At 54.9% G+C, this 13,742-nt stretch carries 16 protein-coding genes; 8 read left to right on the forward strand and 8 right to left on the reverse strand.

The window, feature by feature from the left end; genetic code table 11:
• The 3 genes from SYN8016DRAFT_RS13280 to SYN8016DRAFT_RS15880 form a co-directional block, all read right to left on the reverse strand.
• Positions 1 to 1,250 (reverse strand): iron uptake porin (locus tag SYN8016DRAFT_RS13280; protein WP_038014975.1); only part of this gene is annotated, 1,250 nt, incomplete at its 3' end.
• A gap of 172 nt (positions 1,251 to 1,422) precedes the next feature.
• Positions 1,423 to 3,336 (reverse strand): molecular chaperone DnaK, encoded by a 1,914-nt coding sequence (gene dnaK / locus SYN8016DRAFT_RS13285; protein ID WP_006854936.1) that lies wholly within the window; start codon positions 3,334 to 3,336, stop codon positions 1,423 to 1,425.
• Positions 3,337 to 3,396: 60 nt separating this feature from the next.
• Positions 3,397 to 3,537 carry a hypothetical protein gene (locus tag SYN8016DRAFT_RS15880; RefSeq protein WP_253909883.1) on the reverse strand — a complete coding sequence of 47 codons (141 nt, stop codon included), beginning with the start codon at positions 3,535 to 3,537 and terminating at the stop codon, positions 3,397 to 3,399.
• Here SYN8016DRAFT_RS15880 and SYN8016DRAFT_RS13290 point away from each other — a divergent pair.
• The 4 genes from SYN8016DRAFT_RS13290 to SYN8016DRAFT_RS13305 all read left to right on the forward strand — a co-directional run bounded on the left by SYN8016DRAFT_RS13290 (position 3,512) and on the right by SYN8016DRAFT_RS13305 (position 5,666).
• Positions 3,512 to 4,360 carry a shikimate dehydrogenase gene (locus SYN8016DRAFT_RS13290; protein WP_253909881.1) on the forward strand — a complete coding sequence of 283 codons (849 nt, stop codon included), beginning with the start codon at positions 3,512 to 3,514 and terminating at the stop codon, positions 4,358 to 4,360. The genes SYN8016DRAFT_RS15880 and SYN8016DRAFT_RS13290 overlap by 26 nt on opposite strands.
• A gap of 38 nt (positions 4,361 to 4,398) precedes the next feature.
• Positions 4,399 to 4,863, forward strand: a complete 465-nt coding sequence (locus SYN8016DRAFT_RS13295; protein WP_006854938.1) for a Tic20 family protein — start codon at positions 4,399 to 4,401, stop codon at positions 4,861 to 4,863.
• A 78-nt stretch (positions 4,864 to 4,941) separates the two neighbouring features.
• Positions 4,942 to 5,307 carry a 30S ribosomal protein S6 gene (rpsF, locus tag SYN8016DRAFT_RS13300; protein ID WP_006854939.1) on the forward strand — a complete coding sequence of 122 codons (366 nt, stop codon included), beginning with the start codon at positions 4,942 to 4,944 and terminating at the stop codon, positions 5,305 to 5,307.
• 41 nt (positions 5,308 to 5,348) lie between these two features.
• Entirely contained in the window at positions 5,349 to 5,666 is a 318-nt protein-coding gene (locus tag SYN8016DRAFT_RS13305) for a hypothetical protein (RefSeq protein WP_006854940.1), read from the forward strand.
• 15 nt (positions 5,667 to 5,681) lie between these two features.
• On the opposite strand, the gene SYN8016DRAFT_RS13310 is transcribed toward SYN8016DRAFT_RS13305, so the two are convergent.
• Both SYN8016DRAFT_RS13310 and SYN8016DRAFT_RS13315 read right to left on the reverse strand, forming a co-directional pair.
• Positions 5,682 to 6,887 (reverse strand): argininosuccinate synthase, encoded by a 1,206-nt coding sequence (locus SYN8016DRAFT_RS13310; protein WP_006854941.1) that lies wholly within the window; start codon positions 6,885 to 6,887, stop codon positions 5,682 to 5,684.
• The gene (locus SYN8016DRAFT_RS13315) at positions 6,887 to 7,141 is read right to left on the reverse strand and encodes a hypothetical protein (RefSeq protein ID WP_038014939.1); all 255 of its coding nucleotides are present in this window, start codon (positions 7,139 to 7,141) and stop codon (positions 6,887 to 6,889) included. The genes SYN8016DRAFT_RS13310 and SYN8016DRAFT_RS13315 overlap by 1 nt, the downstream gene beginning before the upstream one ends.
• A 53-nt stretch (positions 7,142 to 7,194) precedes the next feature.
• Between SYN8016DRAFT_RS13315 and SYN8016DRAFT_RS13320 the strand changes: the two genes are divergently transcribed.
• Entirely contained in the window at positions 7,195 to 7,458 is a 264-nt protein-coding gene (locus tag SYN8016DRAFT_RS13320) for a DUF3134 domain-containing protein (RefSeq protein WP_006854943.1), read from the forward strand.
• 38 nt (positions 7,459 to 7,496) lie between these two features.
• On the forward strand, positions 7,497 to 8,594 hold the full coding sequence (gene mraY / locus SYN8016DRAFT_RS13325; RefSeq protein WP_006854944.1) for a phospho-N-acetylmuramoyl-pentapeptide-transferase: 1,098 nt from the start codon (positions 7,497 to 7,499) through the stop codon (positions 8,592 to 8,594).
• Positions 8,595 to 8,652: 58 nt separating this feature from the next.
• Here mraY and SYN8016DRAFT_RS13330 read toward each other — a convergent pair whose 3' ends face one another.
• Complete coding sequence (locus SYN8016DRAFT_RS13330; protein WP_038014977.1) at positions 8,653 to 9,336, reverse strand: ParA family protein; 684 nt, start codon at positions 9,334 to 9,336, stop codon at positions 8,653 to 8,655.
• Positions 9,337 to 9,832: 496 nt separating this feature from the next.
• Here SYN8016DRAFT_RS13330 and SYN8016DRAFT_RS13335 point away from each other — a divergent pair, with 496 nt between their 5' ends.
• Positions 9,833 to 10,096 (forward strand): hypothetical protein, encoded by a 264-nt coding sequence (locus SYN8016DRAFT_RS13335; protein ID WP_006854946.1) that lies wholly within the window; start codon positions 9,833 to 9,835, stop codon positions 10,094 to 10,096.
• Here the strand turns inward: SYN8016DRAFT_RS13335 and SYN8016DRAFT_RS13340 are convergent, their stop codons facing one another.
• Complete coding sequence (locus tag SYN8016DRAFT_RS13340) at positions 10,097 to 10,258, reverse strand: hypothetical protein (protein WP_006854947.1); 162 nt, start codon at positions 10,256 to 10,258, stop codon at positions 10,097 to 10,099.
• Between the two features lie 45 nt (positions 10,259 to 10,303).
• Here SYN8016DRAFT_RS13340 and purT point away from each other — a divergent pair, with 45 nt between their 5' ends.
• Entirely contained in the window at positions 10,304 to 11,473 is a 1,170-nt protein-coding gene (gene purT / locus SYN8016DRAFT_RS13345) for a formate-dependent phosphoribosylglycinamide formyltransferase (protein ID WP_006854948.1), read from the forward strand.
• Here purT and SYN8016DRAFT_RS13350 read toward each other — a convergent pair.
• On the reverse strand, positions 11,458 to 13,608 hold the full coding sequence (locus tag SYN8016DRAFT_RS13350; RefSeq protein ID WP_006854949.1) for an HAD family hydrolase: 2,151 nt from the start codon (positions 13,606 to 13,608) through the stop codon (positions 11,458 to 11,460). The genes purT and SYN8016DRAFT_RS13350 overlap by 16 nt on opposite strands.
• Positions 13,609 to 13,742 lie beyond the last annotated feature (134 nt).

A 13,742-nucleotide genomic window follows, 5' to 3' on the forward strand; every position in this document is an offset into this window, starting at 1 on the left:
CTGGTGAATGAATTGGCCAATGGAGTGCCATTACCGGCGTAGAGAGTGCCAGCATTTTTTGAGGTGTAGTTGTAAGCAGCTGCGAGGCCCCAATTCTCAGGAGCGTATGCAATCTGAACAGTTCCGTTGGAGCCAGCACAATCGGTAGCGAGACCGCCAGTGCCTGCTCCACATGTGTCATCGAAAAGACCATCGGACGCATTCCCTGGATTCGAGAAAGCTCCGTTGGTGCTCAGATAATTAGCACTGATTATGAAATCATTAGATTGCCACCAAAGACCACCGCCGGCTCCGAGAGCAGAGTTATAGGTCGCAGGAGCACCGGCGTAGGTGAAGAAGTCAAGAACAGTGTCAGCTGGGTAAGCACTAGGCCAGACAGCCAACATATCGTCCTGTTGCACATAAGCACCAACAGTTGCAGTGAAGCCCGCACCAATAGGAAATTGATAATAAATACGTTCTACACCAAGGCTGTCTGCACCTGAAGGCTCTTCAAACGCAATCTCCAAGGCATCAAGACCGACATAGCCATCACCACCAAAAGCAGAGTTACCGAAGTTCCCGGCACGGAGCATGGTGCGGAAAAGATCCTTACCGGTAAAGCTCGTGTCGAGAGTTATCTGGAGGTCGTAGTTGAAACTCACAGCACCAGACTGAGCGGCAGCAGCATCAGCACGCTTCTGGCCGTCGACTTGCTCAGCGTTTCCGCCGAAGCTGTTAGCACCGATCACGAAGGTGGCTACACCTTTCAGCTTGGTGGTGGTGGAGAACTGAGTTGCTTCCAGTTCGCCAACGCGAGCTTCCAAACCGTCAACACGGCCCTTGAGGATGGCGAGTTCTTTTTCGAACTCTTTCATCAGGCGCTTCAGCTCGTCGGTCACTTCGGTGACGCGGTCGAGACAAGCGTTCAACAGAGCAGCCGCTTCATAGCGAGTCATCGCCCTGTTACCGCGGTAGGTGCCGTTGGGGTATCCAGCCACACAGCCGTAGCGCTCGATCAGGTTGCTAAGTGCCTGATAAGCCCAGTCGGTTGGGTAAACGTCGGAAAACTGAGTGATGCTGGTGACTTGCTCGCGGCTGTTCGATGCAGAGCTGGCGGCGTAGTCAGAAACACCGTTGATGTTCAGCTCAGTCGCTTTGAAGTCAGTGGCTTTGAAGTCAGTCGCTGTGAAGTGAGTGGCCTTTCGATCTGAAGCGTTCGCAATATTTAAGTCAGATGCCGACAACAGAGCGAGCAATGTGAGACTCAAAGGCTGAAGTTGAGAAAGTTTTGACACTCGTTTAACGGGCAATCTGCTAACTCTTTCATCAAACAATCCATCTTCAACTCAATAAGACCAGCCATCCAGGTGGCCGTAAACACAAAAAAGCCCCCTAAAGGGGGCTGAGTGAATTCAAGCCACAAATAGTAGGGCTTTTAAATTACTTCGTTTCCGTGAATTCAGCGTCAATGACATCATCACCAGCATTACTGGATCCATCGCCAGAGTTACCAGTAGCGGCACCATCATCACCAGAAGCTGCTGCCTCAGCACCCGCCTGTTGGTAAACAGATGCACCAACGGTGTATAGCTCCTGCTGTAACTCCTCAAGGAGGGTCTTCATCGACTCAAAGTCCTCTTTTTCCGTTGCTTCCTTGAGCTTGGTGGACTTCTCTTCAACCTTGGACTTGGCGTCGGCGTCAACCTTGTCGCCGAGTTCAGCCAGTTGCTTTTCGGCTTGATACACAAGAGTTTCAGCCTGATTCTTCAGGTCAATCTTCTCGCGCTTCTCCTTATCAGCACTGGCATTGCTCTCGGCATCCCTCACCATCTTCTCGACTTCATTGTCAGAAAGGGTGGAGGCGCCTGTGATCGAAATCGACTGCTCTTTGCCGCTGCCCTTGTCCTTCGCAGTCACGCTCAAAATGCCATTGGCATCGATGTCGAACGTGACTTCGATCTGAGGCACACCGCGAGGGGCAGAGGGGATGCCATCCAGACGGAAGGTCCCAAGACTCTTGTTGTCGGAAGCCATCTCGCGCTCACCCTGGAGCACGTGAATTTCCACGTTGGTCTGACCATCCACAGCCGTGGAGTAAGTCTCAGATTTTTTGGTTGGAACGGTGGTGTTCCTCGTAATCATTTTCGTCATCACCCCCCCGAGCGTCTCGACGCCCAGAGATAGAGGTGTGACATCAAGGAGCAAGATGTCTTTGACTTCACCGGCCAACACACCGCCTTGAATGGCGGCTCCGATAGCCACCACCTCATCAGGGTTCACGGTCTGATTGGGATCCTTGCCGGTGGTGCGCTTCACAAGCTCCAGCACAGCCGGAATCCTGGTGGAACCACCCACCATCACAATCTCGTCAAGCTCACTTGATGAAAGCTTGGCATCTTTCAAAGCCTGCTCAACTGGGATGCGGCAACGATCGATCAGCTTGGAAGCCAGCTCTTCAAACTTGCCGCGCGTCAGGGTGAGATCGAGATGCTTGGGTCCTTCAGGAGTCGCCGTGATGAAGGGCAAGTTGATTTCGCTCTGGGTCGCGCTCGACAGCTCAATTTTTGCTTTCTCAGCCGCTTCGGTCAGACGCTGCAGAGCCTGCTTGTCCTGACGAAGATCAATGCCTTCGTTGGATTTGAAGCTGTCGGCGAGATGGTCAACAATCACTTTGTCGAAGTCATCGCCGCCAAGATGCGTGTCACCTGAAGTGGAGAGCACTTCAAACACGCCATCACCGACTTCCAGCACAGACACATCGAAGGTGCCGCCGCCAAGGTCGAAGACAAGAATGCGTTCGTTGCTTTTTTTGTCGAGGCCGTAAGCCAACGCCGCAGCGGTGGGCTCATTGATGATGCGCAGCACTTCAAGGCCAGCGATCTTGCCGGCGTCTTTCGTGGCTTGGCGCTGAGAATCGTTGAAATAGGCGGGCACGGTGATAACCGCTTGGGTCACCGTTTCACCGAGGTACTTACCTGCATCTTCAGCCAGCTTGCGCAGCACCTGGGCACTCACCTCTTCAGGGGCGAACTGCTTGTCGAGAACAGGACATTTGACTTTGACGTTCGAGCCTGCCTTCTCAACTGAATAACTCACCTCTTTGGATTCATCATTCACTTCATCAACACGACGTCCGATGAAACGTTTGACGGAATAAAACGTGTTGTCGGTGTTCATCACCGCTTGACGCTTGGCGATCTGACCGACCAGCTGATCCTGGTTTTTTGTGTAGGCCACCACCGATGGCGTGGTGCGAAAGCCCTCAGCATTGGCGATAACGGTGGGCTTGCCGCCCTCCATCACCGAGACACAACTGTTGGTGGTACCTAAATCAATGCCGACAACCTTGCCCATTAGTGCCCTCCTATCCCTCGAAAAAATGTGACTAGAACACGTGCATCTTCGTCAGAGACATCACCAAGAGGCGAGGTGTGGTTCCCGAACAGCCCGAACGGCAGGCTGGTCTGGTCTGACAAACAAAGGAATGATCAGCGGAACCACGGCACTGGTCGCACTGTTGGGACAACCAGTGAGCCACTCACTCTCACCGGTCATGCAAAACGCAGCTCTGAAGGTGATGGGGCTCGACTGGAGCTTCATGGCACTGCCCTGTAGCGCTGATGATCTCGCCAGCGTGCTCAAGGGACTAGAGGCCGTGGGGTGCCGTGGGCTCAACGTCACCATCCCCCATAAACAGGCCGTCTCGCTGCTCTGTAAGGAACTCAGCCCGCTAGCTCAACGACTTGGGGCCGTCAACACGCTGACTCCTTTGCCCCGTGGTGGCTGGCACGGGCACAACACCGATGTAGAAGGCTTTCTCGCCCCGCTCCTACAAAATCATCCGGACTGGAGCGAAAGGCGAGCCGTGGTGGTGGGTTGTGGAGGAAGCGCCCGGGCGGTTGTAGCGGGTTTGCAGGACGTCAACCCAAGCGAAATCACAATCGTGGGGCGTCGGGCTGAAACACTCGAACCGTTTTGCAGCTCGCTCCAGCAAGGAAGACCAACCAACGCTGTCCGGTTACAACCTCTTTTAAACAACGACCCACAACTGCAAACCCGAATTCAACAAGCAGATCTGGTGGTCAACACCACCCCGATTGGCATGAGCAGCCATCAGCCTGATCAAGGTCCCGCTCTGCCGCTCGGCGAAGACATCTGGAACAACCTCTCTGCTCACACCGTGCTCTACGACCTGATCTACACACCACGACCCACGCCATGGCTGCAGCGCGGGGAAACATTGGGCTGCCGCACCTATGACGGCCTGGAGATGCTGGTGCAGCAAGGGGCCGCCGCTCTCCGGCGTTGGAGTGGCATTGATGAGATTCCGGTGGACGTGATGCGGAAAGCAGCTCTCAAAAACCTGAGCCATTCCTAAACGCCACCTAGCCTTTAGGCATTCACCAGCTTCAACCTGTGCCCATCCCCATCTGGCAGCGCCTGCTTGGTTTGTTGGTTTATGTGTTGCCTTGGAGCGATGCCATCCCCATCGGCCAACACCTGCTTATTCAATTCCCTGTGTTGCAGTGGCTGACCCTGCCGGCCTTGCCTCTCTTCATTTTGGAGCGGGGAATTCCTTTTGGTCTGGGGAACCTTCTGGTGTTTTTCTTGTTGTTCTTAGCGGTGGTGAGGAATCCAAACGTTCCTTACTTCATTCGCTTCAACACCTTGCAAGCTCTGTTGGTTGACATCATTGTGGTGATTATTAGCTATGCGTTCGCCATCCTGCCCATCGGTGGCGGATTGATGATGCGCACCCTTTCCAGCACGGTGGTGGTGGGTGTTCTGGCGGTCGTGATCTTTGCCCTGATCGAGTGTTCTCGAGGTCGTGAGCCCGACCTGCCCGGCTTAAGTCAAGCGGTTCGCATGCAGTTGTACTGATCCCCATAACACCAGGAGATAAGGTGGTAGATCCGTCGCTCATTCACTGAGCCTTCAGTCCCCGTCGGATCTGTCTCCATGACCCAACAGCCTTATTACGAGACCATGTACATCCTCCGTCCGGATATTCCGGAAGAGGAAGTGGAGTCTCACGTAACCAAGTACCGCGACATCTTGGCTGAAGCGGGTGCCGAGGTTCTCGACAATCAAATGCGCGGCAAGCGTCGTCTGGCCTATCCGATCGCCAAGCACAAAGAAGGCATCTACGTGCAGCTGAGCCACAACGGTGATGGCCAACAAGTGGGTGTCATCGAAAAAGCGATGCGTCTCAGTGAAGATGTCATCCGTTATCTCACCGTGAAGCAAGAAGGCCCCTTGCCTGCTCCTCGCGTGGCACCAGGAACAGAAGCACCAGCAGAGCCAGAAGCCGCTGCTCCTGCCTGAAGGCCATTGTGCAAGCCATGGCTGGGCGATAACGTCCGGCCATGGCGCATCAGGACTCCAGCTATTGCTCACCTCCACCCGTCTGGAAAGCCGCTCGACCCCCCAGTGGTGACGTCGAAGCACTCAAAGCCAGGGTGAACGAACTTGAACAGCAGGTCAGGGACTACGAAACGCTGCTGAGCGAACTCCCCGACCTCTTTGAACGCAAATTCCAACAGCGCTTGGAACCACTGCTTGAGCGCTACCGGTTGTTAGCTCAGGCACAGCAATTAATGGCTGGACCAGCTGAAGCCGAGATCGTTCCTCTGCCCTTACGCGCCGATCGACAAGGGCAGCAGCAACGCAACATCGCAGCCTGAACTCGCAGCCTGAACTCAACGCCGATGCTTGGCGGCCCACAAGCGCGTGGGTAAGCCCCAAACATAGATAAAGCCCTCAGCAGCACGATGATCAAACGTGTCTTCGCTGCCGTATGAGGCCATCTCGGGGACGTACAAGCTGTTGTCTGTAGAGGATCTACCGGTGACCGTGGCATTGCCCTTGTGAAGCCTCAGGCGCACGACCCCATTCACATGCACCTGAGTGCGATCCATGAAGCCATCAAGGGCATCTTTGAGAGGACCAAACCAAAGGCCCTGATAGACGAGATCGGCCCATTGCATCTCAAGCTGGCGCTTTGTCCGCAACACATCGGCAGCAAGGGTGAGACTCTCCAACTCCTGATGCGCCTGAATCAACAGCAGCAATCCAGGCGTTTCGTAAATCTCCCGACTTTTGATTCCCACCACACGGTTCTCGATCATGTCGAGACGACCAATGCCATGGGTGCCTGCCAAGCGGTTGGCTTCCCGGATCAAGGCCACGGGGTCCAGCCGTTTGCCATTGATGGCCACAGGATTGCCACCTTCAAACTGAATCTCGATCTCCTCGGCATCGTTAGGGGCTTGATCCACGGAACGGGTCATGGCAAAGACCTCTTCAGGTGGTGCCACCATCGGGTCTTCCAAGGGACCAGCTTCAATGCTGCGCCCGAGCAGGTTGAGGTCGATCGAATACGGGGATTTTTTGCTCACGGGGGATGGCATGCCAAACCGCTCGCCATAGGCAATCGTTTCCTCCCGGCTCATGCCCCATTCACGCGCTGGGGTTAACACCTTCAAATCGGGTGCAAGCGAAGCAATCGCCACATCAAAACGCACCTGATCGTTTCCCTTGCCGGTGCAGCCATGGGCCACAGCATCAGCGCCTACCTCTCGTGCCACCTCCACGAGCCGACGGGCGATCAAGGGACGCGCCAAGGCTGTTGAGAGGGGATAGCGACCCTCATATAAGGCATTCGCGCGAATCGCTGGAAAGGCGAATTCCTCGATGAAGGGCTTAATGAGATCACCAACCAAAGACTGACTGGCTCCCGCCTCAAGGGCCTTGAGTCGTATGGGTTCCAGTTCATCGCCCTGACCGAGATCAGCAGCGAAGGTGATCACCTCCTCCACACCCCACTCCTGCTTGAGATAGGGGATGCAGACGCTGGTGTCCACCCCACCGGAATAGGCAAGAACGACTTTGGTTGCGCGTCCCATCAGGTGGACTCCTGCTCTGAATCAGATTGCACTGATTCTCCACTCCCGCCGGCCCGCTGGACCGATTGGGGGGCCAGCCGAGCGAGCCAAAGCAGCCAAAGCGCCATGAAAAAGGCAGGCACAAACAACAGGGAAAGCACCGGAACCGTGGACACCACCAGCGGATCGGGATGCAAGCGCCCCCATTTCCATAGGCCAAAACTCAGTAACAAAGCCCCGCCCCACACAGAGAGGAGCAGCCACACCTTGGCCAAGAGACATCCTCAAGACTGCATTGAACTATGATGATCGATTACGGAACTGGACAGTGTCGTCTGAGTTGAGCGCCCTCGACAACATCAATCCAGCTCTGACGCGTTATGGGCGGAAGGAACCTGCACCGGTGCTGCCCCTGCGCGAAGAGCCCGATTTGCTCAGCTGGCTGGAAACCAGTGGCCGCCTTGTAGAAGACGAGGAGTCCAGCACAGCTGAAGTGAGCACCGTGGAAGAAGAAGAGCTCTCTGCTCTCATGGGCGAGAAAGAGGATTACAACGCTGCCGATGAGCAAACAGAAGAGAATTGGGAAGATTGATTCAAGGTCCCTGCCCTAAGCCGTTAAAGGAACGGGACGTGAACGACGCACAAGAGACTCCTCCACCCCTTCAGGGGAAAGTCTCTGCGGCTGTGCTTGCCGTTGTTGTGGTTGCAGCAGCGTTCGCATCAGACCGCTGGATCCCCAACAGCCTGCTGAGCCTCCCTTTGCTGATAGCGACCTTGATCGCTGCAATCGTGACCTGGTGGGGGGTACCCAAGCTCCGTGACTTAAAGCTGGGGCAAGTGATCCGAGAAGAAGGGCCTCAGGCCCATCTCAACAAATCAGGCACCCCCACCATGGGTGGACTGCTGGTGGTGCCGGTCGGCGTGATCGTGGGCGGCCTGATCAGCTGGAGCGGTCGACCGGCTGAACAACTCTTAGCCGTGGCCTTCATCACACTCGCCTACATGGTGGTGGGAGGAATTGACGATTGGCGCAGTCTCACCAAACACACGAACACGGGTTTAACGCCACGCGGAAAATTACTTCTTCAAGCCCTAGCCGCTGTGATCTTTCTGATCTGGGCAGGAATGCGCGGTTGGATCGGTGGTGATGTGGCCTTGCCGTTTGACATCACCCTTCCCTTGGGCTGGCTGATTTGGCCTCTTGCCGTTTTTGTGTTTTTAGCCGAAAGCAACGCCACCAACCTCACCGATGGCTTGGATGGTCTTGCCGCCGGTTGCGGGGCCCTAGTGTTCACCGGCATGGCACTCCAGCTCACATTGCGGGGAAACAGCGGAGACCCAAACCTTGCTGGGTTCTGCATGGCCATGGCGGGCTGCTGGATTGGTTTCCTTGTGCACAATCGCAATCCAGCCCAAGTGTTTATGGGCGACACCGGCTCTCTAGCCATGGGCGGCGCTCTCACGGCTGTGGCCCTACTCACAAACAGCCTTTGGCCCTTGCTGGTGATGGGTGGAGTGTTCCTAGCGGAATCCCTCTCCGTGATCATACAAGTGTGGGTTTTTAAAGCAACCAAAGGCGCTGATGGTGTGGGTCGCCGGGTGTTCCGAATGTCGCCCTTGCACCACCATTTCGAATTAGGAGGAACAGCAGAACAAACGGTAGTACCGGGATTTTGGTTGGCAACGATGGGGCTCGTATTAATCGGTTTAGCCTTGCGCCCCCTCTAATCAAAAATCCAGCTCATCGCATGGCGTATGTGCCCTTGAAAAAGTCAGATCGCTGCAATTAGGCAGCACGATCTTCTAAGCGTGAAAGATTCCAACCCATAGGCATAGGAACAACCTTTGGCTTCGGCATTAACAGTTCGATTTCATGGCAAGCTTGCGAGTAGGCGAAAAATCCCGACATTCTTCGCCGATCAGATCTCCCACTTTTCGTGACTGCACGATCAACAGTGACTCCCTCAGTCTCAGCATTTTCAAAAGCATTCAACAATGGAATCTCTGTGTCAAGAACTTGGACATTGAAACCACTCAAGATACTCCGAGCAAGTTGAATCGAAGCCTTCTTTCTCGCATCTGCCTTCACAATGAGTGCTGCATAAGGGATATCAAACTTATTGAGCATGCATGACATTTCTACCGTTAATTCTATTGATCTACTTTGTGCCGTTGTAGGGAGAACAATAAAATCAGACCCTTCCACTAGATTCTTTAGTTCCTCTTCATTGCTACTGGCCTGACCATCAGTCACGACAATTTCCGCACCTCTTGTTGCTTTTGCCGCCGCTTCCATCGGCACAACATCAAACGGGAGCAAACCTCTTGAGGCGTATGCAGTGGCTGATCGATTGCGATCAGAATCAACCAGGACAACAGAGCGGCCACTATTGGCCCAATGAGCAGCAAGATGAATGCTTGTGCAAGTTTTAGCTACTCCTCCTTTTTGCCCAAAAGTAGTAACAAACACAATGTGCATTCATAGTGATAAATCCCTTATACCTCATAATCTAATTACCGCAAGAGGGGATGCAGAAAATTGTGATTATCAGAAGAGATACATGGATAAAAAAGACAGTCCCTTGATTCCAAGACTTAATCTAACCTTGCAATAACCTTGCAAATGAGGCCCTCCTGCTCCCACAACTAACTATCGCGACAAAAGGCATCTTTCTGATTCTAATTAGAGCGATACCAATGAAATAAGTTAATATAAGTTTTAGCATTTAGCCTCATTTGCGGCAGGCAGGAGTCATTGAGCCAATCAGAAACCAGCATCGGAGACTCTTTTTCTATCGTTTTCTATATCTCAGTGACTCCTACAACCGATCGCTTTTATAGATCTGGTAGAAGATGTTCATTGAGATCCACTATTGGCTGCAGACCAACCCAAGACAAGCAGGATCAGAGAAAACCCTAAAGCCCTAACACCAGTCCTCATCGACAGTCCCTTGGATCATCAGACCATGAGCTACTTCACCTGGAAAGAAGCCGGCCTTACCAGCGACTGCCCCAGCCTTGAAGCGATGGCCTCCCGCTTTGAAGAAGCCGCCAGCCTGATGCGCCGGATGGCAAAAGAGGGCTTTGAGCTCCACTCACAGGGTCGTCAACAACGCATCACCCACAACGATGCCGAAGTCTTTGCCTCTTGGGGCTTCGTGAATGAAGAGCCCGCCTTCCGCCAGCTCACCTTGATCAGCAATCCAGCCAACGAGCCGCCCTCCCCCTAATCAACGACGGCGGAACCCGCCAATCACCCACACCAAGACAAACAAAAACGAAGAGAGCCCGAGGTAGATCAAGGCCCACTTTTGAACGGTGGCAATCTCCCAGCCAAACAGCAGACCATTGGCCGCATCTCCAGCCGTTGTAAACGCAAGCGGCAAAGGCATGAGGGCAAAGCGAGAAGATCAAGCCATGCTGCCTTGAAATTCACCATGACGACCTTCCCTAAAACAGTGATGCTGCTCGGCAGCGGCGAACTGGGAAAAGAGGTGGCGATCGCCGCCCAGAGACTGGGTTGCCACGTGATCGCCTGCGACCGTTACGCCGGTGCACCAGCCATGCAGGTCGCTGATCAGGCCGAGGTGCTCACCATGACCGATCCAAACGCCCTGAAGGCTGTTGTAAACAAACATCAGCCGGATGTACTGATCCCAGAAATCGAAGCGCTGGCTGTGGATGCCCTGCAAGCACTGGAAGACAACGGCATCTGCGTCATTCCCACCGCCAGAGCCACTGCAGTCACGATGAATCGCGACCGAATCAGGAATCTGGCGGCAGGCGAACTCGCACTGCGCACCGCACGCTTTGCTTATGCCTCCAATGCAGAGGAGCTCCACCGTGCCGCGGCTCCGTTGGGTTGGCCCGTGGTCGTCAAACCGGTGATGAGTTCATCTGGAAAAGGCCAAAGCGTGGTTCACTCCGCTAATGAATTAGATCGGGCCTGGGAGATCGCCATGGCAGGAGCTCGAGGCAGCTCAGCCCAGGTGATCGTGGAGGAATTTCTTGATTTTGATCTTGAAATCACCCTGCTCACCATTCGTCAACACGATGGAACCACCGTGTTTTGCCCGCCGATTGGTCATCAACAAGCCAACGGCGACTATCAATGCAGTTGGCAGCCCGCGCCGATCTCGGCCGCCCAACTGCAACAGGCCCAAACGATGGCACGCACCGTCACAGACAATCTTGGCGGTGCCGGTTTGTTTGGGGTGGAATTTTTCTTATGTGGCGATGAAGTGGTGTTTTCCGAGCTCTCACCTAGACCTCATGACACCGGTCTGGTGACCTTGATCAGCCAAAACCTGAGCGAATTCGACCTGCATCTCCGTGCCGTTTTGGGCCTACCCATCCCCTCGATCACGACTGCCGATGCTGCGGCCAGCCGCGTGATCCTGGCCGAAAGCCAAGGCAATCAAGTTCAATTCAGTGGTGTGGAACAAGCCCTCACGGAACCAGACACCAAGCTTCTGCTGTTTGGAAAACAAGAGGCCCGGCCAGGGCGTCGAATGGGCGTTGCCTTAGCCCGCGGCACCGATATCAACGAAGCCTTAGCCAAGGCAGACCGCTGTGCAGCGGCGGTCAAGATTCAGGTCAGTGACTGATCATGCCGGGCGCGTCCGCCCAAAAACCGATAGTGCTGGATCCCTTCCAGCACGCCCGGTAATTGGGAGCGGCTTGCAAAGTAAACACGCTGTTGCTGTCGAAAATCATCCAAACAAGGATCGTGATCACCCAAGACAACCGTGGCGGGTCGACCGCAAACCAACTCGCCATCACCCTGTTCACTAGCCACCACCAACATCTGTTCCAGGGGAAGCCCCCAACGCAGGGCTAGGAACCGAATCGCTTCGCTACGGGATGCCCGCAGCGGCAGCACGTCTAGATACCAATGACAGCGAAGCTGGGGACGCGCCGCCTGTTGACGCTGGCGCAGACGTTGGCGGATCAAAGGAAGGATCTCTTCTCCGGCATCGCGAATCGTGTAGCTCAGCTTGAACAATCCTTGCTGCTCTGCTGGCTGCAAATCAATGTGATCGGTGAGGTCGGCCAGGGCACTTTCCACACCTGCGCGGTCCCAATCCACTCCGATCTGCGCCGACCAAAACAAATCGGACTCACTCTCCTGGCCGTAATGAATTTCCGTACCAGCGCCAGTGATCCAAACCTTCGGTTCGGGTAGCAACAGCTCCCTAAACCGTTGTCTTGCGGCAGGCAACGAACGGCCCGACAAGATCCCTAACGAACACCGATCAAGCTGCTCACGCAAAACCCTGAGCGCATCCCCATCGGGCTGTTCCAAACTGCTATCGAGATCAAGCAGCAGCAAGCGATCGCCCAATGGCTGGAAACCTGGCGTGGAGGGGGTCTGCCTGGAGGCCAATGACATTGGCTGGGGTACCGCCTTCATGCGCTCCTGCATCAAGGCCAGGTAAGAACAAACGTGGGCATCCCAACTGAAATGGCGACTCACCGCCTCCACGCCGTTGTCACTCCAGCGGCTCCAGCGTTGAAGGTCAGAACCAGCACACTCCAAAGCATCTTGAAGGGCCTCTCGATCCGTCACATCTGCAAGGAGGCCGTTGTCACAGCGAGCAAGGATGTCCCGTGGTCCTCCGTCATCGGTGGCAACCATCGGCAATCCGCAAGCGGCAGCCTCCAACAAGGTGAGTCCAAAAGGCTCCGTCAGAGCAGGATTCACGAAGAGGCCTCGACGCTGAGCAGCCCAGCGATAGATGGCAGGGATCTGATCGCGACGATGCTGCTTGGGATAGGCAATGCGGCCATAGAGGTCGTAGCGATCAACAAGATCAAACACCTGCTGAAACACATCGCGCTGCTGTTTCTCCATCTGCCGGGGATCCTCCCGACACCCGAGCACCAGCACCAAATTGTGACGCTGCCGTAAAACTGCAGACCGGCCGAACGCCTCGACCAGAGCAGGAATGTTCTTGCGACGAACAGCCCTAGAAATCGCCAACAGCGGCGGAAGCTCAGGCTGACGCAGGAAAGGAGTTAAGAGTCCCGCAACCTCACTCTCCTCTGCAGCCACCAAACCAGGGTGAAAGCGACGTGCGTCCACACCGGGAGGAACCACCTGAGCGCGATCAGCACGAAATCCGCCGTAACGGGAATACTGCTGATCACATTCCTGGCGCGTGCTAGTGATCACCAGATCGGCATGAGCCAGCGCCAACTCCTCCGCATCAATGCGACGGCTAATCGAATAGGTCTGCTCGAGCTGTTGATGATCCCCACCTCCAGCTAACAGGCGACGCTGCTTCTCACGACCAAGGGAATGCCCTGTAAACACCAAGGGAATCCCAAGCCGACGACTCAGCAATGCCCCGACGTAACCAGCATCGGCGTAGTGCGCATGAATCCAATCAGGTCGATTTTCGGGCTTCTGAAGGTGCACCACAAGCTGGTCAGCCAAATCCTCGAGATAGGGCCACAGCAATTCTTTGCGGAGATAGCGCTTCGGGCCGAAAGCAAAACGCTGGATGTCAGCACCGGCCGCAATCGCTTCAACTGGCTGAGCGTAATCAGCTGAAACCCGTCGGTCCTGAATCAGACGAGTGACCACATCGACGCGATCCACTTCGGCCCGAGCCGCAAGGCTGCGCACCAGTTCGAGCACATAGAGGGTTTGACCACCGGTATCGGCGTCCCGTCCCAACTCCAAATCATGGGAGCGAAACAGTCCGTGGAGATGGAGATGAAGAAGCCGAAAACCCACAATCAACCCTCAACGAAACAAGACATGCATCTGATGTCTTGATTAAGGGTTAAGGCGTTCAAACACGTTCAAAGCTGAAGACATCCTTAGAAATCAACAGCTAAAGGCGTTTTCTTCGGTTAGAAGCCAGTCTG

Origin of the sequence: Synechococcus sp. WH 8016 (assembly GCF_000230675.1) — a bacterium.
Lineage (GTDB): Bacteria > Cyanobacteriota > Cyanobacteriia > PCC-6307 > Cyanobiaceae > Synechococcus_C.